This window comes from Pseudomonas sp. SG20056 (genome assembly GCF_031764535.1).
Classification (GTDB): Bacteria; Pseudomonadota; Gammaproteobacteria; order Pseudomonadales; family Pseudomonadaceae; genus Aquipseudomonas.
On sequence record NZ_CP134499.1, the window covers coordinates 1,731,083 to 1,751,655 of the forward strand.

Annotated in this window: 23 protein-coding genes; 8 read left to right on the forward strand and 15 right to left on the reverse strand. The window is 57.0% G+C overall.

What is annotated here, in order from left to right:
* The first annotated feature begins 6 nt into the window (after positions 1-6).
* The 3 genes from relA to RHP75_RS08320 all read left to right on the forward strand — a co-directional run bounded on the left by relA (position 7) and on the right by RHP75_RS08320 (position 3,718).
* Positions 7-2,250, forward strand: coding sequence for a GTP diphosphokinase (relA, locus tag RHP75_RS08310; RefSeq protein WP_311091330.1), 2,244 nt, complete (start codon positions 7-9; stop codon positions 2,248-2,250).
* Between the two features lie 27 nt (positions 2,251-2,277).
* The gene (mazG, locus tag RHP75_RS08315) at positions 2,278-3,108 is read left to right on the forward strand and encodes a nucleoside triphosphate pyrophosphohydrolase (protein ID WP_311091331.1); all 831 of its coding nucleotides are present in this window, start codon (positions 2,278-2,280) and stop codon (positions 3,106-3,108) included.
* A 70-nt stretch (positions 3,109-3,178) separates the two neighbouring features.
* Complete coding sequence (locus RHP75_RS08320) at positions 3,179-3,718, forward strand: DUF2058 domain-containing protein (protein WP_160015168.1); 540 nt, start codon at positions 3,179-3,181, stop codon at positions 3,716-3,718.
* 77 nt (positions 3,719-3,795) lie between these two features.
* On the opposite strand, the gene RHP75_RS08325 is transcribed toward RHP75_RS08320, so the two are convergent.
* The 3 genes from RHP75_RS08325 to purM are packed head-to-tail and all read right to left on the reverse strand — an operon-like array spanning position 3,796 to position 6,241.
* Complete coding sequence (locus tag RHP75_RS08325) at positions 3,796-4,512, reverse strand: DUF3108 domain-containing protein (protein ID WP_311091332.1); 717 nt, start codon at positions 4,510-4,512, stop codon at positions 3,796-3,798.
* Between the two features lie 8 nt (positions 4,513-4,520).
* Positions 4,521-5,171: a phosphoribosylglycinamide formyltransferase gene (gene purN, locus RHP75_RS08330; protein ID WP_311091334.1), complete on the reverse strand. Its 651-nt coding sequence runs from the start codon at positions 5,169-5,171 to the stop codon at positions 4,521-4,523.
* An 11-nt stretch (positions 5,172-5,182) separates the two neighbouring features.
* Positions 5,183-6,241 carry a phosphoribosylformylglycinamidine cyclo-ligase gene (purM, locus tag RHP75_RS08335; protein ID WP_311091336.1) on the reverse strand — a complete coding sequence of 353 codons (1,059 nt, stop codon included), beginning with the start codon at positions 6,239-6,241 and terminating at the stop codon, positions 5,183-5,185.
* 312 nt (positions 6,242-6,553) lie between these two features.
* Here purM and RHP75_RS08340 point away from each other — a divergent pair, with 312 nt between their 5' ends.
* Positions 6,554-7,603, forward strand: coding sequence for a DUF2066 domain-containing protein (locus RHP75_RS08340; protein ID WP_311091338.1), 1,050 nt, complete (start codon positions 6,554-6,556; stop codon positions 7,601-7,603).
* A gap of 125 nt (positions 7,604-7,728) precedes the next feature.
* Complete coding sequence (locus RHP75_RS08345) at positions 7,729-8,799, forward strand: AI-2E family transporter (RefSeq protein WP_311091340.1); 1,071 nt, start codon at positions 7,729-7,731, stop codon at positions 8,797-8,799.
* Position 8,800: 1 nt separating this feature from the next.
* Here the strand turns inward: RHP75_RS08345 and RHP75_RS08350 are convergent, their stop codons facing one another.
* The 12 genes from RHP75_RS08350 to RHP75_RS08405 form a co-directional block, all read right to left on the reverse strand.
* A complete protein-coding gene (locus tag RHP75_RS08350; RefSeq protein ID WP_311091342.1) occupies positions 8,801-9,832 on the reverse strand; it encodes a tyrosine-type recombinase/integrase in 1,032 nt (343 codons plus the stop codon).
* A gap of 69 nt (positions 9,833-9,901) precedes the next feature.
* A complete protein-coding gene (locus RHP75_RS08355; RefSeq protein ID WP_311091344.1) occupies positions 9,902-11,182 on the reverse strand; it encodes a hypothetical protein in 1,281 nt (426 codons plus the stop codon).
* Positions 11,183-11,308: 126 nt separating this feature from the next.
* Positions 11,309-12,598: a zonular occludens toxin domain-containing protein gene (locus RHP75_RS08360; protein WP_311091345.1), complete on the reverse strand. Its 1,290-nt coding sequence runs from the start codon at positions 12,596-12,598 to the stop codon at positions 11,309-11,311.
* Between the two features lies 1 nt (position 12,599).
* Complete coding sequence (locus RHP75_RS08365) at positions 12,600-12,962, reverse strand: DUF2523 family protein (protein ID WP_311091348.1); 363 nt, start codon at positions 12,960-12,962, stop codon at positions 12,600-12,602.
* Between the two features lie 9 nt (positions 12,963-12,971).
* Complete coding sequence (locus tag RHP75_RS08370; RefSeq protein ID WP_311091349.1) at positions 12,972-13,949, reverse strand: hypothetical protein; 978 nt, start codon at positions 13,947-13,949, stop codon at positions 12,972-12,974.
* Between the two features lie 469 nt (positions 13,950-14,418).
* Positions 14,419-14,655 (reverse strand): major capsid protein, encoded by a 237-nt coding sequence (locus RHP75_RS08375; protein WP_311091352.1) that lies wholly within the window; start codon positions 14,653-14,655, stop codon positions 14,419-14,421.
* A 5-nt stretch (positions 14,656-14,660) separates the two neighbouring features.
* On the reverse strand, positions 14,661-14,915 hold the full coding sequence (locus RHP75_RS08380) for a hypothetical protein (protein WP_311091354.1): 255 nt from the start codon (positions 14,913-14,915) through the stop codon (positions 14,661-14,663).
* Positions 14,916-14,917: 2 nt separating this feature from the next.
* On the reverse strand, positions 14,918-15,103 hold the full coding sequence (locus RHP75_RS08385; protein ID WP_311091356.1) for a hypothetical protein: 186 nt from the start codon (positions 15,101-15,103) through the stop codon (positions 14,918-14,920).
* Positions 15,104-15,114: 11 nt separating this feature from the next.
* A complete protein-coding gene (locus RHP75_RS08390; protein ID WP_311091358.1) occupies positions 15,115-15,483 on the reverse strand; it encodes a hypothetical protein in 369 nt (122 codons plus the stop codon).
* Positions 15,484-15,662: 179 nt separating this feature from the next.
* Positions 15,663-15,929 carry a hypothetical protein gene (locus RHP75_RS08395; RefSeq protein WP_311091360.1) on the reverse strand — a complete coding sequence of 89 codons (267 nt, stop codon included), beginning with the start codon at positions 15,927-15,929 and terminating at the stop codon, positions 15,663-15,665.
* A gap of 4 nt (positions 15,930-15,933) precedes the next feature.
* On the reverse strand, positions 15,934-16,263 hold the full coding sequence (gene pflM / locus RHP75_RS08400; protein WP_311091362.1) for a lysogeny maintenance protein PflM: 330 nt from the start codon (positions 16,261-16,263) through the stop codon (positions 15,934-15,936).
* 126 nt (positions 16,264-16,389) lie between these two features.
* A complete protein-coding gene (locus RHP75_RS08405) occupies positions 16,390-16,614 on the reverse strand; it encodes a DNA-binding protein (protein ID WP_311091364.1) in 225 nt (74 codons plus the stop codon).
* A 136-nt stretch (positions 16,615-16,750) separates the two neighbouring features.
* Between RHP75_RS08405 and RHP75_RS08410 the strand changes: the two genes are divergently transcribed.
* The 3 genes from RHP75_RS08410 (at position 16,751) to RHP75_RS08420 (ending at position 20,561) form a co-directional block, all read left to right on the forward strand.
* The gene (locus RHP75_RS08410) at positions 16,751-17,023 is read left to right on the forward strand and encodes a hypothetical protein (protein ID WP_311091366.1); all 273 of its coding nucleotides are present in this window, start codon (positions 16,751-16,753) and stop codon (positions 17,021-17,023) included.
* A 376-nt stretch (positions 17,024-17,399) separates the two neighbouring features.
* Positions 17,400-18,854 (forward strand): DUF6531 domain-containing protein, encoded by a 1,455-nt coding sequence (locus RHP75_RS08415; RefSeq protein ID WP_311091368.1) that lies wholly within the window; start codon positions 17,400-17,402, stop codon positions 18,852-18,854.
* 138 nt (positions 18,855-18,992) lie between these two features.
* Positions 18,993-20,561, forward strand: coding sequence for a DUF6531 domain-containing protein (locus RHP75_RS08420; protein ID WP_311091370.1), 1,569 nt, complete (start codon positions 18,993-18,995; stop codon positions 20,559-20,561).
* Positions 20,562-20,573: the final 12 nt, after the last annotated feature.

Consider the following 20,573-nt stretch of genomic DNA (forward strand, 5'->3'; position numbering starts at 1 on the left):
AGCAAGATGGTTCAGGTCAGAGCGCATCAGCCGATCAACGACGACGGCAGCATCAACCTTGAAGCCTGGCTCGGGCATGTACTGAGTGTCGATCCGGCACTGGATCGCGAAGCCCTGCGCGAGGCCTGTGAGTTCGCCCGCGAGGCTGAGCAGCAGGCCAATGCCGCAAAGAATCTATGGACTGAGGGCGCGTCGAGTTTCCGCTCCGGTCTGGAAATCGCCGAAATTCTCGCCGACCTCAAGCTCGATCAGGACTCCCTGGTCGCAGCCGTAATCTACCGCTGCGTGCGCGAAGGCAAGGTGCCGTTGGCGCTGGTGCATCAGCGTTTCGGCCCGGTGGTGGCCAAGCTGGTCGAGGGCGTGCTGCGCATGGCCGCGATCAGCGCATCCTTGAATCCGCGTGATTCCCTGGTGCTCGGCTCCCAGGCGCAGGTAGAAAACCTGCGCAAGATGCTTGTGGCCATGGTCGATGACGTGCGCGTGGCGCTGATCAAGCTGGCCGAGCGCACCTGTGCGATCCGCGCGGTGAAAGAGGCCGATGACGAGAAGCGTCAACGCGTGGCCCGCGAGGTGTTCGATATCTACGCGCCGCTGGCTCACCGTCTGGGTATCGGCCATATCAAGTGGGAGCTGGAAGACCTGTCCTTCCGCTACCTGGAACCCGAACAGTACAAGCAGATCGCCAAGCTGCTGCATGAGCGTCGGCTGGATCGCGAGCATTACATCAATGAAGTGATGGGTCAGCTGCGCGTCGAGCTGGAGGCTACCGGGGTCAAGGCTGACATCAGCGGGCGGGCCAAACACATCTATTCGATCTGGCGCAAAATGCAGCGCAAGGGCCTGCAGTTCAGCCAGATCTACGACGTGCGCGCGGTGCGCGTGCTGGTGCCGGAAGTGCGCGACTGCTACACCGCCCTCGGTATCGTGCACACCCTGTGGCGGCACATTCCCAAGGAGTTCGACGACTACATCGCCAACCCCAAGGAAAATGGCTACCGCTCGCTGCACACCGCCGTGCTCGGCCCGGAAGGCAAGGTGCTGGAGGTGCAGATCCGCACCCAGGCCATGCATGAAGAGGCCGAACTGGGCGTTTGCGCGCACTGGCGTTACAAAGGCACCGACGTTAAAGCCAGCTCCAATCATTACGAAGAGAAGATTTCCTGGCTGCGTCAGGTGCTCGAATGGCACGAGGAGCTGGGCGATATCGGCGGTCTGGCCGAACAGCTGCGCGTGGATATTGAGCCGGACCGGGTCTATGTGTTCACTCCGGACGGTCACGCCATTGATCTGCCCAAGGGCGCCACGCCGCTGGATTTTGCCTACCGCGTGCACACCGAGATCGGCCACAACTGCCGTGGCGCGAAGATCAACGGGCGCATCGTGCCGCTCAACTACAGCCTGCAGACCGGCGAGCAGGTGGAGATCATCACCAGCAAGCACGGCACGCCGAGCCGCGATTGGCTGAACTCCAACCTCGGTTACGTCACCACCAGCCGGGCACGGGCGAAGATCGTCCACTGGTTCAAACTGCAGGACCGTGACCAGAACGTCGCCGCCGGCAAACAGCAGCTTGAGCGCGAGTTACTGCGCCTGGGCCTGCCGCATGTGGACTTCGAAAAACTGGCCGAGAAGGCCAATATGAAGACCAGCGAGGACCTGTTCGCCTCCCTCGGTGCCGGCGACCTGCGCCTGGCGCAGCTGGTCAACCTGGCGCAGCAGCTGGTCGAGCCGGATCGGGTTAACGAGCAGTTGGAGTTGATCCCGCGCAAGGCACTGGGCTTCAAACCGGGCAAGCGCGGCGATATCCAGATTCAGGGCGTCGGCAACCTGCTGACGCAGATGGCCGGTTGCTGCCAGCCGCTGCCGGGCGACCCGATTGTCGGCTACATCACTCAGGGCCGTGGCGTGAGCATCCATCGTCAGGACTGCGCCTCGGTGCTGCAGTTGGCCGGGCGCGAGCCGGAGCGGATTATCCAGGTCAACTGGGGCCCGGTGCCGGTGCAGACCTATCCGGTGGAAATTGTCATCAAAGCCTATGACCGTTCCGGCCTGCTGCGTGACGTGACCCAGGTGCTGCTCAACGAGAAGCTCAATGTGCTGGCGGTAAATACCCGCTCGAACAAGGACGACAACACCGCGTCCATGTCGATAACCGTGGAGATTCCGGGGTTGGATGCACTGGGCCGGCTGCTGGGGCGGATTTCGCAGCTGCCGAATATCATCGAAGCCCGTCGCCATCGGGTTTCCTGAGGCGCTTGCGGCTTAACTGGATTTGCCATGTACCAACTCGACGATCTGCTGCACCTGATGGCCCGCCTGCGTGACCCGCAGCATGGTTGCCCGTGGGATCTCAAGCAGAACTACGCGACGATTGTGCCGCACACCATCGAAGAGGCGTACGAGGTGGCCGATGCCATCGAACGCGGTGACTTCGATCATCTGCCGGGCGAGCTGGGCGACCTGCTGTTCCAGGTGGTGTATTACAGCCAGCTAGCGCGCGAAGAAGGGCGCTTCGAGTTTGCCCAGGTGGTTGATGCAATCACCACCAAGCTGATTCGCCGTCATCCCCATGTGTTCCCCGATGGCGATCTGTACGGCGCTGTGGACGTGGCCAAGCTGGAAGAGGCTGCGGTCAAGCAGCGTTGGGAAGAGATCAAGGCCGAAGAGCGCGCCGAGAAGGCTACTGCCCCTGAGCAACTCTCGCTGCTTGACGACGTGCCCACGGCGTTGCCGTCGCTCAGCCGGGCAATCAAGCTGCAGAAGCGCGCAGCCCAGGTCGGTTTCGATTGGCCCGAGGCCTTGCCGGTGGTCGACAAGGTGCGCGAAGAGCTGGATGAAGTGCTGGAAGCCATGAGCGAGAACGACCCTGAGGCGATTAGCGAAGAGATCGGCGATCTGCTGTTTGTGGTCAGTAACCTGGCGCGGCACCTGAAGGTCGATCCGGAAACCGCCCTGCGTGCAGCCAACGCCAAGTTCGAGCGACGTTTTCGTTTTATCGAGCAGGCATTGCGCGAAGCGGGGCGCACCATGGAAGATTGCGCTCTGGATGAATTGGATGCGCTCTGGGGCGAAGCCAAAAAACTGGAAAAGCTGACCCCGAGTTGCTGATTGTGCGGGTGCAGTCTGCCCGCTGATGGTGGGCACGCCCGCTTTAAATTGATGGTTGGAAAGGTAGGTTATGGCTCTCTCACTACGCGATCAGCTGCTCAAAGCCGGGCTGGTCAATGAAAAGCAGGCCAAGCAGGCCGGCAAGCAGCAGCAGAAACAACAGCGCCTGGTGCATAAAGGTCAGGCCGAGAAGGACGAATCGCAAAAGCTCGCCGCCCAGCAGGCCATGGCCGAAAAGGCCGCGCGTGACCAGGAGCTGAACCGTCAGCAGCAGGAAAAAATCGAGCAGAAGGCCCGTGCCGCGCAGATTAAACAACTGATTGAAGTCTCGCGTTTGCCCAAGCTGACCACTGAGGATTACTACAACTTCGTCGACGACAAGAAGGTCAAGCGCCTGTCGGTCAACAGCCTGATGCGCAACAAGCTCAGCAGCGGCTCGCTGGCCATCGTCCGCCACGGTGGTGGCTATGAAGTGATCCCGCGTGAGGCCGCACTGAAGATTCAGGAGCGCGACGCCCAGCGTGTGGTGCTGCTCAACACCCCAACCGAAGCGCCGGATGCCGATGATCCGTATGCGGCCTATCAGGTACCGGATGATCTGATGTGGTGATTGCGCCGAGCCTCAGCTACAGACACCCGCCCACAAAAAAGCCGAGCATTTAGCTCGGCTTTTTTATTCGCTATAACTCAGTCCTGGCGACCTTCAACGGCTTTGCCGTCGACTGTGCCTTCCTTGAGCATGATCTGGTATTCCTTGCCGTCTTTCTCGACCTGATGCAGGCGCACCAGCAGGAATTCCCAGTCCTTGGCAAACCAGAGGATGGTCTTGCGGCTGCTTTGTGTTGGGTCACGTACGCGTTCTACCTTGATGGCGTCGATCAGGCCAGCTTTGGTACGCACGGTTTCTTCACCCAGCACGCGGAAATCGTAGGTTTCCACTTCGTCGCCATCGACCACCTGGTAGCTCATGCTCTTGGTGCCGGCGGCCACGTCATATTGCAGGGCCAACTGGTAGGTCGACTTGTCCAGCAGGCCACGGTTCAGCGGCAGGCGCACCGGAGTGTCGCGGTCACTGCCGATCACCTGCTTGGCGCTCCAGTCGAAGTCGTGCTCTATTTTCTTGCCTTTGCCCAGGCCGTTGCGCTCGTACAGGTAGGTCTGCGGCAGGAAGACTTCTTTATCCACGCGCAGGGTACTTTGCTCGGTCAGGCTGGCGACCAGCATGGAGGCTTCAAAATTGAGCTGCCACAGACCGTTGTCCAGCGCTTCAAGGCTGCGTTCGGCGCTGCCGCTGACGGGCAGTTGCTTCCAGTCGGCGGTGTAGCTGGCGGAGAAGGGTTTCAGCTCGACGGCCAGTGCCGGCAGGCTCAAAAGTGTCAGTGCGAACAGTAAGGTGCGACCCATGGTGTCTCCTAAGTTCGAATAAGGTGTCCGGTACTCGGTAACAGTTGCTCGTCCAACATCGCCCCCTGCGCGGCCAGCTGCAAACGGCCTTCGGCAAACCAGCGCACGGCCAGCGGGTAAATCACATGTTCCTGTTCGTGTACGCGCTGTGCCAGGCTGGTAGGCGAGTCATCCGACTGTACCGGTACCACTGCCTGTACGACCAGTGGTCCGCCATCGAGTTCCTCGCTGACGAAGTGCACGCTGCAGCCGTGTTCGCTGTCACCGGCGTCCAGCGCACGCTGGTGGGTGTGCAGACCTTTGTATTTCGGCAGCAAGGAAGGGTGGATATTCAACAGGCGACCAGCGTAATGACGGACGAAACCGGGGGTGAGAATGCGCATAAACCCGGCCAGTACCACCAATTGCGGATTAAACGCATCAATGGCCCCGACCAGCGCAGCGTCGAAGGCTTCGCGACCGTCGAACTGCTTGTGGTCGAGCACGGCGGTGGCTATGCCGGCTTGTTTTGCGCGCTCCAGGCCATAGGCATCGGCGCGGTTGGAAATCACCGCGGCGATGCGTGCCGGATTGCCGTCATGGGCGATGCTGTCGATCAACGCCTGCAGGTTGCTGCCGGAGCCGGAGATCAGTACCACCACATTACAGTCTGTTGACATCGGTGCCGACATCAGTGCTGTTTCAGGTTGTTCAATACGACCTGGGCAGCACCTTCGGCGGCTTCACCAATCTGGCCAATCACCCATGGCTGCTCGCCAGCAGCGGCCAGGGTTTGCAGGGTGACTTCGACTTGATCCTGCGCCACGCAGATAACCATGCCGACGCCGCAGTTGAGTACGCGGTGCATCTCGTGCTCATCGACGTTGCCTTTTTCCTGCAGCCAGTCGAAGACCGCCGGGCGCGTCCAGCTGGCGACGTCGACCACGGCTTGTGCGCCTTTCGGCAGCACGCGCGGGATGTTGTCGAGCAGACCACCACCGGTGATGTGGGCCATGGCTTTGACTGCGCCAGTGTCCTTAATCAGTTTGAGCAGCGGTTTGACGTAAATGCGGGTTGGCGCCATCAGCAGTTCGGTCAGCGGCTTGCCGTCGACCTGGGTGGTTTCGATTTCAGTGCCCGACACTTCGATGATCTTGCGGATCAGCGAGTAGCCGTTGGAGTGTGGGCCGGAGGACGGCAGGGCGATCAGCGCGTCACCAGTGGCGACTTTCGAACCGTCGATGATTTCGGCTTTTTCCACCACACCGACGCAGAAGCCGGCCAGGTCGTAGTCTTCGCCTTCGTACATGCCCGGCATCTCAGCGGTTTCACCGCCCACTAGCGAGCAGCCCGCCAGTTCGCAGCCGTCGCCAATGCCGGTGACTACGGTGGCTGCGACATCGACATTGAGCTTGCCGGTGGCGTAGTAGTCGAGGAAGAACAGCGGCTCGGCGCCACATACCACCAGGTCGTTGACGCACATGGCGACTAGGTCCTGGCCGATGCTGTCGTGCTTGTTCAGGTTCAGCGCCAGGCGCAGCTTGGTGCCGACGCCGTCAGTACCGGAAACCAGGACCGGTTGCTTGTAGCCCGCCGGGATCTCGCACAGGGCGCCGAAGCCACCCAGCCCACCCATGACTTCCGGACGCGCGGTGCGCTTGGCCACGCCTTTGATGCGTTCGACCAGGGCTTCGCCTGCGTCGATATCTACACCTGCGTCCTTGTAGCTGATGGAGGGTTGCTTGCTCATAGATCCAGGCCTTTAGGGGGAAATGCGGATTGGCACCGCCGCTTATGGCGGCGGTCTGCGAAGGCGCGCGATTTTATCAGGCTTACCCGGCAGCGGCCACCCGCTAAGGTTGCGGCTATTGGGGCGGCTGTTTAAGCTCGAAATCTCGCTGTTGTTGGCAGTCTGCGGCTGAAAAGGGCTTTGGAATGCACCTTAACAGCACCTAAACTCGCACTCTTGAGCCAGCGCCGCCGGCTTTATGTGGCGTGGGTTGGCCGCAACTGTTGTTAAACCTGGCCTGCGCGCCACTTTCCGTCCGTCGAGAATTCATCCATGCGTTTGACCGCTCGCCTGCTTCTAGTCTGTTTGTCGCTGTCCGGCCTGCCGGCGTTTGCCGCGCCGGTGAGTGATCTGTACCAAGTCCGCGAAGCGGTCAGCAGCCAGCAACCGGAAGAGCGCGCTGCCGCCCTGAGCCGCGCGCTGGATACCCTGGTGTTGCGACTGACCGGTAAGGCCGATGCGGCGCAGAGCCCTGCACTGGCGGCGCTGCGCAAGGATCCGCAACAGATCGTCAGTCAATACGGCTATGAAGGCGACAAACTGTTGGTCGATTTTGACCCGCTGAGCACCGACCGCAGCCTGCGTCAGGCGGGCCTGGCGCTGTGGGGCGCCAATCGTCCGAGCATTCTGCTGTGGTGGTTGAGCGATGCCAGTGATGGCAGCCGCCTGCTGGGTGATGGTCAGGCTGCTGCCGCACCGCTTAATCAGGCCGCACAGCACCGCGGCCTGCCGCTGCGTCTGCCATTGGCCGATCTGGCCGAACAGCTGGTGGCGGTGCCGGAAAACCTTACGGCGAATGACCCAGCTGCCCTGCGTGAAGCCTCCGAACGCTACGCCGCCGATGCCTTGCTGGCAGTTGTGGCGCGCGAAGCAAACGGCCAATGGCAGGCCGAATGGCGCCTGTGGCTGGGTGATGAGCGGGAGCAGGGCACTGTGCAAGGTGCCGATCAAGCCGCGTTGGCCGATGCCATCCTGTTGGCAGTTAATCAGCGTCTGGCACCACGCTTTATTGTCGCTGCCGGCGCGGCCAGCGGTCTGACCGTGGAAGTGCAGGGCGTCGACCTGGCGCGTTATGCCGAATTGCAGCGCATTCTCGAACCGTTCGCAGCCCAGCTGCGCAAGGTGCAGGGCGATACGCTGACCTTTGCGGTCAATGCCAATGCCGAGCAGTTGCGTGCGCAACTGGGCCTGGCGCGCTTGCAGGAAGTGCCGGTAGAAGCCCCTGCGCTCGATGCCAGTCAGTCTGTTACGCCGCCGGCTACTGCGACTGAGCCCGCTGCCGCAGCGGTAGCACCTGACAATGTGCTGAGGTTTCGCTGGTAGACTGCGGCTATTACACCCGGTCCCTGACTTTAAAACCGCAGCTATTAAGCTGCGGTTTTCTTATGTAACGGGCCTCGCGGGTTTGGATATTTCTGGATAAAACGTTGGCATATGGAGCGCTGGGCATGATCGATTCGCACCGTTGGATATGGATAGTCGGGGCGCTGCTGCTGTGCGGCCTGTTGTACCTGCTGGCGCCGATTCTCTCGCCGTTTCTGATCGGCGTCCTGCTGGCCTATATGGGAGACCCGCTGGTCGACCGTCTGGAGCGATGGAAACTCTCGCGGACTTGGGGCGTGGTGGTGGTCTTTGCACTGATCACCCTGATCATGGCCATCCTGCTGCTGGTATTGGTGCCCATGCTGGGCAAGCAGCTGGTGCGTCTATATGAGTTGATCCCGGAAATGCTCGATTGGGCGCAGAATCAAGCGCTGCCATGGATTCAGCTCCAGCTGGGTTTGAGCGAGGGCTTCTGGCGCTTTGATCAGCTGAAAACCGCACTGTCCGGCCAACTGGGTAAAACCACCGATATCGTCGGCATGCTACTGTCCACGGCCACCTCTTCAGGCCTGGCGCTGCTGGCCTGGCTGGCCAACCTGGTGCTGATTCCGGTAGTGAGCTTCTACCTGATGCGCGATTGGGACCTGATGGTCGCCAAGCTGCGCAGCCTGCTGCCGCGTGGTCGTGAAGGCTTGGTTGTGCAGCTGTTCGGCGAATGTCACGAAGTGCTCGGCGCTTTCCTGCGCGGTCAGTTACTGGTGATGCTGGCGCTAGGTGTGATGTATGCCACCGGGCTGATGGTGATTGGCCTGGAACTCGGGCTACTGATCGGCGTACTGGCCGGCTTGGCCAGTATCGTGCCGTATTTGGGCGTGGTGGTCGGCATCGGTGCGGCATTGACGGCTGGCCTGTTTCAGTTCGGCATGGACCCCTACCCACTGGTGGCCATCGCTGCAGTCTTTATCGTCGGGCAAATGCTCGAAGGCATGCTGCTGACGCCGATGCTGGTAGGCGATCGCATTGGCCTGCACCCGGTTGCGGTGATCTTCGCCATCATGGCCGGCGGCCAACTGTTCGGCTTCACCGGCGTCCTTCTGGCCTTGCCAGTTGCTGCAGTGATTATGGTGTTAGTGCGTCATCTGCATGATTTCTATAAACAATCGGATACTTATGGCGCTACGCCTGAAAGCGATTGATTTATAAGGAATTTATTTCGCGCTGTTTTTCGTGTGTCGAAGAAGTGTCGAAACCATCCAGCGGGTTGAGACGCAGCGCATCACGCAGGTGAGAAGGGGACAAGTGGGCATAGCGCATGGTCATGGTCAGCGACGAATGCCCCAGCACCTCCTTTAAGGTCAGGATATTGCCGCCGTTCATAATGAAGTGGCTGGCAAAAGTATGACGTAACACGTGCGTTGCCTGACCACGCGGCAGCTTGATTGCACTGTCCTTTAAAGCAGCCCGAAACGAATGCATGCAGGACGTGAAGCGGCCGTGCTGTTCAAAGTAGGCGTGCAGCCGTTGTTGTAGCTGGATGCTGATTGGAATAGTGCGGGTGCGCTTCGACTTGGTATTGATGAAGGTCACCGAGTCATTCCTGACCTGTTCCGGTAGCAGCGACTCAGCCTCAGACCATCTAGAACCAGTCGCCAAACAGACTTCAGCAACCAGTCGCGCACTGGGTGAGCGTTTGAGCTTGTCCAGCGATTCGATCAGTAGCCGAATTTCCTTGATCGAAAGGTACGATAACTGCCGTTCCTGGAACTTGAGCGGCTTAACTGTATCCAGCGGGTTGGCATAGTCGATATCGCCCAGGCGGCGCAGCTCATTGAATACGGCCTTGAGGTAGGTGAAACGATTGTTGATCGACTTGGCCACGGCACCGGCTTCCAGCTCTACCCGACGAAGTTGGGCCAAGTGGCTACCTGTCAGCTTGATCGCCACCGGATCACCGAGACGGGAGGCCATCAGCAGAAGGGTATTTTTGCGCCGTCGCCCGCTGGTGATGCTGTGACCATGCAGGTCATACCAACGCTCAATCAGCTCAGATAGCTTGCGCTTGTCCTTTGGCTTCGGGTTCCAGGGCTGTGCCTGGATGCAGCTTGCGCGGCACGTTGCCTCAAAGCGCTGGGCCTCGCCTTTGGTCTTGAAGGTCTTACGAAAGCGTTTGCCCTTGATCGGTTCTACATCGACCTTCCAGCGGCCATCAGGTAATTGTTCAATCGCCATGATGTCGGGCCCGGCCAGGCGCTTGAGCGTCAGTGTGTTTGTCTTGTTTGTGTATTTGACAAACAAACATCAGACGGCACGCCCCCACCGGACGTTGCGCTCTTCCAGCAGGTTTTTGATGTGTTTGTAGATGTCGTGCTCGCTCATGTCCTTGGCGGCATAGTGATCACGAATGACCGGCCAGCATTCCCAGGTTTGCAGCCGATCAAACGCCTTTTTTGCGCCCACCCGTTCCCTTGCCAGCAGGCTGACGAAGTTTCCCAGGAACAGTTCGACGTTCTTCCCTGAGAAGCCACGGGAGGTCTTGTAGTAGCGTTTGTATTCGGTGTCTTCGAGTAAGGAATCAACAGGTAGATCCACGCGCACGTCCTCGCGAATGAGTGTCCAGATGGGGGAGAAATAGCCAGGGCGATCCATCAACTTGAATTGGCGCAGGCCATAGCGCCACAGGCCGTCCAGATGCCCGGCAAAGGCTGCAAACGAACGGGTGTCGATGGCTTCACCGGTTTTCACATCCAGGGAACCGCTGGCGAATTGCTGGATGATCGAGTGGTGATAACGCAGCTCTACACGCCATACGGTTTGCTTGGGGTTGTAGTTGTCCGGGTCGTTTTCGTCGAAGCTATCGCGGCGCTTCCAGACGCTTTCCCAGTAGTCGAGCTTGTCGCAGGCTTTGGCCTGTTCGGTCTTGTTGTAGATGCAGAGCTGCACGCCGCTGGCAGAGCCAAACATCGAGGTTTCACCACGTCCGTAGGTGCTGGATTTGGTCGCCCAGTTGATTTCACTGATGCCCGAGATGTCGCGCTGTGTTCGGGCTTTGCAGTGCATGCGGGCCACCAGATCGGCGGGAGGTGACCAGCCCTGCAGGTCTAATGCAAGGTGGACTGCACATTGGTTGATTTCCACATGGGTCATTAACTGGGCGGCGTAGAAGTCCAACCGCGCCTGCAAGCGTTCAGGTGACAGGCTGTCGATGGCATGGGGCGACACTTCGATTTTCAGATGCGGGCCGATGCAGTCCAGTTTGGCGTTGAAGTTCTTCACCAACAGGATGATCCCGAGGTCTGCGTTCTGCAGCTTGTACTGGTAGCCGGAGTCACGGCCTACACGGCCCGAGTGCCAACGCTGGCCCGCAAAGTCGACCAGAGTGCCCGGGTTGTCGAATAGCTCCATGATTTCCGGGCGGATCAGCCCCTTGTAGAGCTGGCGCACGGTATCGACGCCACAACGGAGCAGGCGAACGCCTGACAGGTCAGTGAGTGCCGCGGTGGCCGCATCGATAAACAAACGGCCCCGTTTGCATTCCAGGCCGGTTACTCGATCAAGCCTTCTTTGGTCTTTCACGCTCATGTGTTTTTCCTTTATTAACCAGTAATGACCACTTTCATTCGGACTTATATGACGTGTTACAGGGACGTCAGCGCGTGCCGCGCCGGGATCGCTCTGGACCTAGCCGCTCCCCGGCGCGCGGCCGCGCTAGTTGGAAAACGGCTTTTCATCACGCGACGTGTCCTCAATGACGGTCACCCGTACAGCGTTCTTTTCGAAGCGCTGCTGGGCGGTGAGCTGTTCTTGTTGTTGTGCCTGGGTGCCCGCTTGGGCTTCTTGCTGCGCAGGTGCGGTGCCTTTACACATGGACACACCACTCCAGCCATCGCGGCGCAGTTCGACGTAGCACGGGGTTATCACGGTGATGCGGTAGCCGAGGGCGCGCAGGTCGTTGCCGGTCTGGCCGAAGTGGGAGCCGTCCTCACTCAGGACGTGGAAAAGCACCACCTCTTTACCCCGTTCGTTCTGGTAGCCGGTCATGGCGGCTTTGACGACGAGGGTTTGTTTCCAGAATGGGTGGGAACCGGGTGGGTCGGTGGCTACATAAGCTGGCTGATCAGTTTGGCGATCAGCCAGATCATCAGGAGCCACACCAGCAGGCGCAGCAGGAGTTTGCCCAGGAGCCTGAGCGGGGGCAGTAGCAGGCTTTTGAGGCTGGTGGTGAGTGAGCCCGTTAGTGAACAGAGATGCGGAGTCGTCAGCGAAAATAGAGTAGAGAAGAGCGGCAATAAAACCCAGGAGGCCCAGAACCTTAGGCGACAGCAGTAGGTTCTTACCTGCTGCTGTATCGCGGACGGTGCCGGTGGAGGTTGAGTCGTAGAGCTTGAAGGTGGTGGCGCTGATTTTCTTGAGTTCGACGATGGATGATCCATCGCTGTGGGGGCGGTTTTCCTGTGCATCATGCATGGCCTCTTTGTAGCGACCTTTCACCCCGATCAAGGCGAGGTTGGCGTGCAGGTAGGCCTTCTCGCAGGTCAGGCGGATATCGTCGCGGATGTAGCGGATGTTGGGAGTGGTTAGAACAACGTCCCAGTTCCAATGCCGGTGGCGGGTCCAGCCGTCGAGCCAGCCGGTAGGCCTATCCGCCTCTTTGGCTTTTTCGATGCCACCGGGAAAGTCGAATTGCTCAAGGTCTTTGTCGCGCCAGGATTTCGGAAAGAGGATCTGGGTTTCATCGAAGATCAGAAACGCGCCCTTGGGTGCCCACATAAACCAGCGACGGAGCTTTTCGAGATCCTCGGTGGATTCCATCGAGAGGTTGATGACCTCGGTGCTCTTCGGGCAGTCCGGAAAGACTTCATAGACCCGATCCAGGGTGAACCCCCGGATGTTGGTGATGATGGTGCGCCCCTCTTTGATCGCGGGAATCGCATCATCCTGCAGGGCGCCAGAAGTCTTGTAGCTGCCATTGGGACCGTGATGGATCTTGATCGACATATCAGCGGCCTATGAACGGGACAAACTTCATCGCCATCTTGGTAGGGATGGCGGAGAAGATGATGGTCAGGGCCTCGGGGATGCGGAAGAACGCCAGGGTGTTGCGCATGTCTTCGGGGATGGTCGAATAGGCGCTCTGGATCTGCTGGGTGATGCCCAGGCCCTGAACAATGTCCTGCACCACTTCATAAGCAATCTCGGCGGCGAAGATCATGCTGCTGAAGTAGGCGTAAATCATGGCCTTAGTCATCACGACCATGACCTCTTTGGTGAAGTCGTACAGGCCTTGGTAGATCCAGTGCCACATGTCCTGGATAAAGCCATTCATGCCGGTGAAGAAGTCGGTGATGAAAGAGAAGTCCATGGCTGATCCTCAGTCTTTGATGAAGATGATGTAGGCGGCAAACAGGGTGGCCAGGAAGAGGATCACCACGCCGATGCCAGACAGTTCATCGGCGAACTGGCTTAGGCAGAGTTCGTAGGTCTTGCTCATGACGACGAAGGATTCGCAGTAGAGCTGGCCACCCGAGCCGGACAGGTTGGGGCTGACGATGCCCTCGAAGAGGTCACCAAACTGGTTGGTGACGGTGGCAAATTCGAGCTTGGCCTCGGCAATCTTTTCGTCCCATTCATCCCCATCCAGCGAGCCGCGTTCACCGGGGTTTTCCAGGCCATTGCTGGGGCCATCGGTGGTTTCGGTCAGGGCGTCTTTGATCGCTTCGAGCTTGTCGCCAAGACCTTCCTGAAGGTCGCTGATTGCTTTGTTGGTCGCTGCCTTGTCAGAGCCTTGGGCACCACCGCCAACCACGACTTGACCTTGTTTCTGTTCGTCGTTGTTGGTGTTGCCATCGGCATTGCCGCCGTTCTTCGGGTGGTCGGGGCTGTCGTAGGTGATCTTCTCGCCGGTCTTGGGGTTGATGCATTCATAGCTGCCGTCGGCGTAGCTGCACTTGCGTGCACCGTTGGGAAAGCAGATGTGCTGACCGTTGACCTCACCGCAGCTGTCGCCCTCACCGAAGCAGAACGGGTTACCGCCACGGGTGCCGCAGTTGGGCTGTTTGGGGTCGATGCAGGTTTCATAGGCGCCGGTTTTGAAGCACGCCGGGTCGGTGTCGTTTTCATCCGGAATCGGGGCGCTGTTATCGGCGGGGATGTCGTCGACGCCTTCGCCTGGGTTGAGCGTTTCACCCGTGGGTGAGAAGCGTGCGATGCAATAGGTCTTCGCAGGGTCGTCGTAGTTGGGGTAAGCCTTGAAGAAACCACCGGGTTGGGTGACGTACTCACACAGGCCAAAGCTGACCCGGTCGTTATGCACGTAGTTGCCGCCCTGATTGGTGCAGCTGACGGTCATGTAGCGCGACTCGGAGCCGAAGGCCGGGCACGGTTCAGGCGGGGCAACACAGGCACCATTGGCCGTATCTAGCTCCGTGCCTGGGGGACAGCCATCGCCGGAACGCGTAACCGTTACAGAGCTGGGAGTTCCCTGAGCGTTTTTATAGTTGCAGGTGTATTTGTCTGAGGCCGTTTGAACCAATGAAACAAACGGATAGTTGTTGCCAACTAACAGTGCATCACAAGCGGCGCGCGCAGTAGGAAAACGAGAACTTGTATTAGGAAGGTCATAGGAATAGTTCGCCGCAAAAATAAATTGCCCCCATGACATGAGGGTAATAGCGAGAAAAAATCGAAAGAAATGTACAGGCTTCATCAATTAAAAAGGGGCCTTGCGACCCCTTGCCTCACAGGTACTCGGCAGAACGAATGCCTTGAACAAGAGCGCCCGCCATGAGGACGCCGAGTAGAAGCGACCAGATCATGGATCAGATCTTTTTCACGACCGCGATCACGATGCCGATGACCACCAAGGCGGCAACAGCAGCAATAACGGATTGGCCAACGGTGAGGCCATCGGCTTCAGCGGCTGCAATAGCCGTTTCCACCGCGGCGGTGTCGATGGCATGGGCGTTGGCGGCAGCGAAGCCGACCATGCCGATGCAGGCGTTGCGGAAGGACAGTTGGCGGCCGAACTTGGCCATGTTGGTTTTCAGTTGTTTCATCGGGTCTAGCCTCTTTTCAGTTTGCGGAGTTGGGAAATGATCAAACCAACCCCGAACCCCACCGCGAACATGGACAAGGTGCCCAGGAAGCCGATGCGGAAAAGTTCGGGGTCAAAACCGCCTTGGATCAGCAGGTCGAGTTGACCCCCTGCCTCAGGCGGCAACACATAACCTTGAACCCAATCAATCGCCGAGCAGGACACGGAGCTATCCGGGTTGGTTGTCCAGGCGCGGCAGACTTGAATGAATTCGAGGGCCATGTTTATGCGTCTACCAATTCAGGCCAAAGCTCGGCAGCGAGCTGAGAGGTCTGGCAATCCGGGCAGACGGCGTAGTCGGGGGCCGTGCGGAAGTCGCTGAGCAGGTCGCTCTGTGCGGCAGGCAGGTGATGGAGCTGGCCCATCACACACAGGCATTCGTCACAGACGACGCGATCAAGGATCAGCACGGCCCTGGCCCTCAGCCTTTAGCCGGATCAGCAGCCTGGGCGGCTGGCTTGGCTTGTTGCTGGGCGTTGGCTTGTGGAGCAGCAGCGCGGGCGGTTGGCTTGTCTACCGCTTCGATGTGCAGGGCGAGATTCTTGCCCTTGTTTTGGCCGCCCCGGGCAACGTCGAAAGTGATACGCACCAGTTGCAGGGGTTCGAACTGAGAGCCGGCGTTAAACACTTCGTCGGCGGCGTCTTCGGAGATGGCCATGCCGATGATGGACAGGCCGTGTTCGGTCTTGCCGTCCGGCTCATCGCCGTAAAAGACCTTGGCGTATTTGGTGTCCTCGACCTGGGTCATCTGGGTGCCGAGAAATGCAACTTCCATAGTTGAACGTGCCATCTTTGTTTCCTCGCTGAGTTGCGCGTTAGTGCGCGGTTTTGCCTTTCTGCAGGCCGAGCGATCCCGAGCAGGTGAACTTTCACAGTTCGAATCTGCTGGGTTGTTTCGGCTTGCCGGGGTTTTAAAGCCGGGTGATGCGTTGAACCGTTATGCGGTGGACACCAAGGGCCTCGCCCTTGTCATCCCGTTTCGCCACCTGCGCCCGCGACTGGTAAACCAGCCCCGGACACAGGCGGCGATCCTCGGTTGGGTGGTTCGGGTGGGATGGCGCAGGCGTCAGCCACTCGGGTGATGGAAGCGTCTAGGGCTTCATCGAGCAGTTCGACGCCTTCCTGTACGCCCTGGATAGCCAGCACGGAGGCGAACACAGCGCCGAATGTGAATGGCAGCGACCAGTGCCAGAGCAGAGCCAACAGATAGCGGCCAACGCGGAAAGAGACTTTCATACGCTCACCCTGTCAGCTCGAAAGGTTCGTGCAGCGGAACGAAAGGCACCGGCTTGCCGATGTTGACCACAACGCTCCAATACTTGGGGGGGCGGTCGCTTGGCGTGTGTTTGGCGCAGGTAAAGGCCGGGGTGATTTCCCACTGGGAAAGCAAGGGCGTCCAGGCACCAGCGACGAGGCGCATCTTGAGAGCGCGCACGGGTTGGACAAACGCGGGGCGGCATTGGTCGCAGGGTGTGGACGGGCAAGGATCGGGCTTGGCCATCTCGACCTTTGACCAGCAGACAGAGCAGCCGCAATCCGGTGTATGTGGGCGGCGGAGGTAGTTGTCCATCGTCAGTTATCACCATGCGATGCTTGCCGAGCTTTATGGTGGGGATGGCGCCACGCATGGCCCAGTTATGGGCGATTTCGTAAGCGACGCCGCAGCGATCTGCTAAGGCCTGAATGGTTTCAAGTTTCATCCTTGGAACTCCTTTTCCATCAGGTACTGGGTGAACAGCGCGACGTTGACCATCACATGCTTGCCGACCTTGTGAGACGGGATATAGCCGTTACGAATCCAGCCCCAAACGGTGTCGTGGTCTTCAGTCATGCGAATCCAGTTCGCGAACTCGCGCCAAGGCATCACCGGAGGAGGAGCCAAAAGGTCTTTAAGCGTGAGGTTGATTCCTTCCCCATTCATGGCCTTTCCTGCACTATGTTGGTCTTTATTGGGCTACGCCTAAGGCTCTCTTGTGAGCTTTAACGTAATCTACGTCTGTAATACACATCAGATGTGGAGGCGTTTGTATATTACAAATGTAGATTGATAGACGATTATGGAATCGATAGACGACCGTGTTAGATCGCTTGTTGATAAAACCGGCTTGGACGAGCTGGTTAAGAAAACCGATATCGGGGGAACTCGATGGAGGACTGTGCGCTATGACAAGCGGACACGGATTAGCACACAGGAGGTCGAGGCTTTGACGTCGATCTATCCGCAGTACTCGCTGTGGCTTGCCAGCGGGCAAATTGCCCCTGAAAGCGGTCAGACGAGCCCCGAGTACGACGAAGCCAACCGAAACTTGACCAGTCAGAACGCGGGATAGCGATCACCAAGGAAGTGACTAGGCGCTGGTACGCCCGAGGGACAGGGAGAGGTAAGAGTGAGGCTGATTGGAGCGACGCACCTGAGTAAATCAGAACAACCTTCCGTAGAAACAGTGGTAATGCCTGGATCATTCCAGGCGATCACCACTGAGTGGCATACGAGCTGTTCCAGCCTGTCACATTTACCTAACTCATTAGTATCGAACCTAGCACGCGCCGCCCGGAGACTGCATCTAGTTATAATCATGCAAGGGTTTGTATAAAAGTTGATAAATAAGCATCTGAGAAAATAAAGTGTGAATTTTTTGTTAGTGAAAATTCTGCTCTTACATTTTTTTCGATGAAGTTAACTATTTTATAATAGAGTTTATAAATATGCGTGCTTTATCTGCAATTAGTGCTGTTTTGTTGCTCGTGTTTTCTGATGTTTCGTTTGCGAGCACATATACATGGTCCATCGTTTCTGGGCGACCATTCAGTAGTCCGGGGGCTGTCTGTGAGTGGTTGAAAGTTAATACTGGGACATCTACCCGAGCGCACGAAGTAGTCAGATATACTGACAAAATGTTTTCATGTCGGTACGAGTATTATGCGTCTGGGGCCGGTCAGTGGGCTCTAACATCACAAACAGTTAACCGTATTGGCAAAAGGTGTGAGGAAGGAAAGGTCTTTAACGCTGTCAATGGCGAGTGTGTTGAAGGTGAGCGTGGAGCGCCCGCGCTAAACAGTTGCGTTGGCAACCCAATCAATGCAGCGAATGGTAATAAATTCCAGGTTGAAACGGACTTTGACAGTAGAGGTGCTACCCCGCTGAGTTTCACGCGTACATATAATAGTCTCGACGGTGTATGGCGGCATAAATATTCCGCCAGACTTGAGAAAATTGGATTCGATATTAAGTTAACAAAAGGTGATGGGAAGGAGTCATACTTCAATAGTGGTAGTAAGCCAGCAGCAAAATTTTCGCCTCTAGAGCTGGGGGATCTTGTTGAGATAAGCGGCGGCTGGAGATATACCGATGTGGATAACCAGGTTTTCACCTTTGATACTGCTGGTCGTTTAACGCAATGGCGTAAAAGTAGCGGTGCAAAGGAACAGCTGGTCTATGCGGGTAACGTCGTTACAGTCACAAATGATCTAGGGGGAAGTATTGCTTTCACTCAGGACTCGCTATATCAGCCACTTACACTGGATTCAGGTGATTTACACATCGATTACAGCTATAACGTCAATATGCGTCTGGCGCAGCTGACCCGCGTGCAAGGTGGGCAAACTGAACAGCGCACCTTTCACTATGAAGATCCGCGCAATAATGGATGGCTTACCGGTATCACCGATGAGCGAGGCGTGCGTTATGCCACGTGGGCTTACGACGATAAGGGCCGGGCTATTTCGAGTGAACATGCCGGAGGCGTCGATAAGGTAATGGTGAGTTACAATGCCGATGGCTCCAGTACGGTAACCAATGAACTGGGCAAGAACACGGTGTACCGTTTTACGACCATTAGTGGCACCAAGCGTGTAGTGGCCGTGGACGGTGAGGCTTCGGCCAACTGCCCTAACAGCAACTCCACCTTCACCTACGACACCCGTGGGCTGCTAAAGACCAAAACCGATAACAAAGGTCACCTAACAACCTATGACTACAACGCCCGTGGTTTAGAGGTATCTCGCACCGAAGCCGCTGGTACGGCACAAGCTCGAACAACAACTACCGAGTGGCATCCGACACTGTTTCTGCCTGTCACTGTTACTGAACCCAGTCGCATTACCACCTACACCTACGACGCACAGGGCCGGCAGCTCAGCCAGTCCGTTACACAGCACTAAAAATAGGATGGCCAGTATTTAAAGTCAAAACAAAGGGATGTACACAGCAATATCTTCTAATTACTCAAAGGGATTTAACGTGATTTTACATTTTGCTACCGGCATATTTTTTCAGGCGTCCCAGTTTAGGAGGAACTCATGATGAGGCATGGGTTTAATTATACTAAGTTCACGGATTTCAACTTTATTGCCAGATTTTTTTTATTGCTTCTGGCGGTGATCGTTATGTCTGTTTTCCTCACTTTTCAGGTAGAGGCTGCTAGTCGAAAGCCTGAGTTGTCGTATGGTGGTTATAAAAAAGCTATTGATTTAAAGCGGGCGGTATATTCATCTTGGATTCGTTGGTATGGAAAATATAACTGCGGATTTGGTCAGTGGAATTGGACACAAAATTCAAGTTTCATCACAGGTATTCCAAATACAAACCAAGCGTGCGGGAGCGGGCACGTTGTAGGTACTTGGCAAATAAAATTAGTATGCCCACCAGGGTATGTTCCGGACAACGCTAGTGCACCTACCGATTGCACACTCCCAGAAGACACTGTAGACCCAGCAAAAGAGACGGGTTCTCCGGATGATGGTCTTAATTGCTCTGCAACCAAGTCCAGAGGGAATCCAATAAATATTGCCACAGGAAACAAGTTTCAAACTGAAGTTGACTATGTTGGCACAGGATCGTATCCGCTACAATTTGTCAGGAAATACAATAGTCAGGATGGTTTGTGGCGTCATAATTACTCTGCACACCTTCGCATTGCTACAGACAACATAGTTATGGTCGCTGAGGACGGAAGGGAGTCGTACTTTGAACTAAATGGTGACTTTGCGACTCCTGAGCCCAATGAGCTTGGAGTTTTGCGAAAACAAAATGACCACTGGGCTTATTCTTCACCGCAAAATAAAGAACTTCTATTTGATGAGGGTGGGCAACTAATACGAGTCTCTCGCTCGCCGGAAGAATTTCATACTCTGGCATATGATGATTTTGGTGTTGTTATCTCGGATGGCTTGAGCAACGCAATAACCATCCACTTCAACAATCTAGCTAAAGGGCAGCCGCTCAAGCTAATAACTAATGGAATCCAAATTACTTACAGGTATGACTCTCGAGGTAACTTAATTGCGCGAGACATTGTAAATGGCCCTGTGCCAGTAGTTACTAATTACAGCTATGAGGATAGCAGGAATCCAAGTTTACTTACGGGGATCACAGATGGGCGCGGTGTTAGATATGCGACCTGGAAATACGACGCACAAAGTCGGGCAATATTGAGTGAGCATGCAAATGGTGCTGAACAAGTCAAAGTCAGCTACAACCCCGATGAGTCTTCAACTGTTACTAATGCGTTAGGCCAACAAAGCACTTACCAATTCGAAATTTATCAGGGTATCAAACGCATCACGGCTATTGAAGGTCACCCCTCTGTCAACTGCCCCAACAGCAACTCCACCTTTACATATGACGAACGCGGTTTGCTCAAGACCAAGACCGATAACAAAGGCAACCTGACGACCTACGACTACAACACTCGTGGCCTAGAGGTCTCTCGCACCGAAGCTGCTGGCACGCCACAAGCGCGCACTATTACCACTGACTGGCACCCGACTCTGTTCCTGCCGGTCACGGTTACCGAGCCTACCCGCATTACCACCTACACCTACGACGCACAGGGCCGGCAGCTCAGCCAGTCCGTGACGCAGCGCTAAGAGCAGAAGGAC

What these genes read in the sequence shown, in the direction of transcription:
- relA (WP_311091330.1), top strand. Translation starts at nt 7, where the DNA reads ATGGTTCAGGTCAGAGCGCATCAGCCGATCAACGACGACGGCAGCATC.
- mazG (WP_311091331.1), top strand. Translation starts at nt 2,278, where the DNA reads ATGTACCAACTCGACGATCTGCTGCACCTGATGGCCCGCCTGCGTGAC.
- RHP75_RS08320 (WP_160015168.1), top strand. Translation starts at nt 3,179, where the DNA reads ATGGCTCTCTCACTACGCGATCAGCTGCTCAAAGCCGGGCTGGTCAAT.
- RHP75_RS08325 (WP_311091332.1), bottom strand. Translation starts at nt 4,512, where the DNA reads ATGGGTCGCACCTTACTGTTCGCACTGACACTTTTGAGCCTGCCGGCA.
- purN (WP_311091334.1), bottom strand. Translation starts at nt 5,171, where the DNA reads ATGTCAACAGACTGTAATGTGGTGGTACTGATCTCCGGCTCCGGCAGC.
- purM (WP_311091336.1), bottom strand. Translation starts at nt 6,241, where the DNA reads ATGAGCAAGCAACCCTCCATCAGCTACAAGGACGCAGGTGTAGATATC.
- RHP75_RS08340 (WP_311091338.1), top strand. Translation starts at nt 6,554, where the DNA reads ATGCGTTTGACCGCTCGCCTGCTTCTAGTCTGTTTGTCGCTGTCCGGC.
- RHP75_RS08345 (WP_311091340.1), top strand. Translation starts at nt 7,729, where the DNA reads ATGATCGATTCGCACCGTTGGATATGGATAGTCGGGGCGCTGCTGCTG.
- RHP75_RS08350 (WP_311091342.1), bottom strand. Translation starts at nt 9,832, where the DNA reads ATGGCGATTGAACAATTACCTGATGGCCGCTGGAAGGTCGATGTAGAA.
- RHP75_RS08355 (WP_311091344.1), bottom strand. Translation starts at nt 11,182, where the DNA reads ATGAGCGTGAAAGACCAAAGAAGGCTTGATCGAGTAACCGGCCTGGAA.
- RHP75_RS08360 (WP_311091345.1), bottom strand. Translation starts at nt 12,598, where the DNA reads ATGTCGATCAAGATCCATCACGGTCCCAATGGCAGCTACAAGACTTCT.
- RHP75_RS08365 (WP_311091348.1), bottom strand. Translation starts at nt 12,962, where the DNA reads ATGGACTTCTCTTTCATCACCGACTTCTTCACCGGCATGAATGGCTTT.
- RHP75_RS08370 (WP_311091349.1), bottom strand. Translation starts at nt 13,949, where the DNA reads ATGACCGTCAGCTGCACCAATCAGGGCGGCAACTACGTGCATAACGAC.
- RHP75_RS08375 (WP_311091352.1), bottom strand. Translation starts at nt 14,655, where the DNA reads ATGAAACAACTGAAAACCAACATGGCCAAGTTCGGCCGCCAACTGTCC.
- RHP75_RS08380 (WP_311091354.1), bottom strand. Translation starts at nt 14,915, where the DNA reads ATGGCCCTCGAATTCATTCAAGTCTGCCGCGCCTGGACAACCAACCCG.
- RHP75_RS08390 (WP_311091358.1), bottom strand. Translation starts at nt 15,483, where the DNA reads ATGGCACGTTCAACTATGGAAGTTGCATTTCTCGGCACCCAGATGACC.
- RHP75_RS08395 (WP_311091360.1), bottom strand. Translation starts at nt 15,929, where the DNA reads ATGAAAGTCTCTTTCCGCGTTGGCCGCTATCTGTTGGCTCTGCTCTGG.
- pflM (WP_311091362.1), bottom strand. Translation starts at nt 16,263, where the DNA reads ATGGACAACTACCTCCGCCGCCCACATACACCGGATTGCGGCTGCTCT.
- RHP75_RS08405 (WP_311091364.1), bottom strand. Translation starts at nt 16,614, where the DNA reads ATGAATGGGGAAGGAATCAACCTCACGCTTAAAGACCTTTTGGCTCCT.
- RHP75_RS08410 (WP_311091366.1), top strand. Translation starts at nt 16,751, where the DNA reads ATGGAATCGATAGACGACCGTGTTAGATCGCTTGTTGATAAAACCGGC.
- RHP75_RS08415 (WP_311091368.1), top strand. Translation starts at nt 17,400, where the DNA reads ATGCGTGCTTTATCTGCAATTAGTGCTGTTTTGTTGCTCGTGTTTTCT.
- RHP75_RS08420 (WP_311091370.1), top strand. Translation starts at nt 18,993, where the DNA reads ATGATGAGGCATGGGTTTAATTATACTAAGTTCACGGATTTCAACTTT.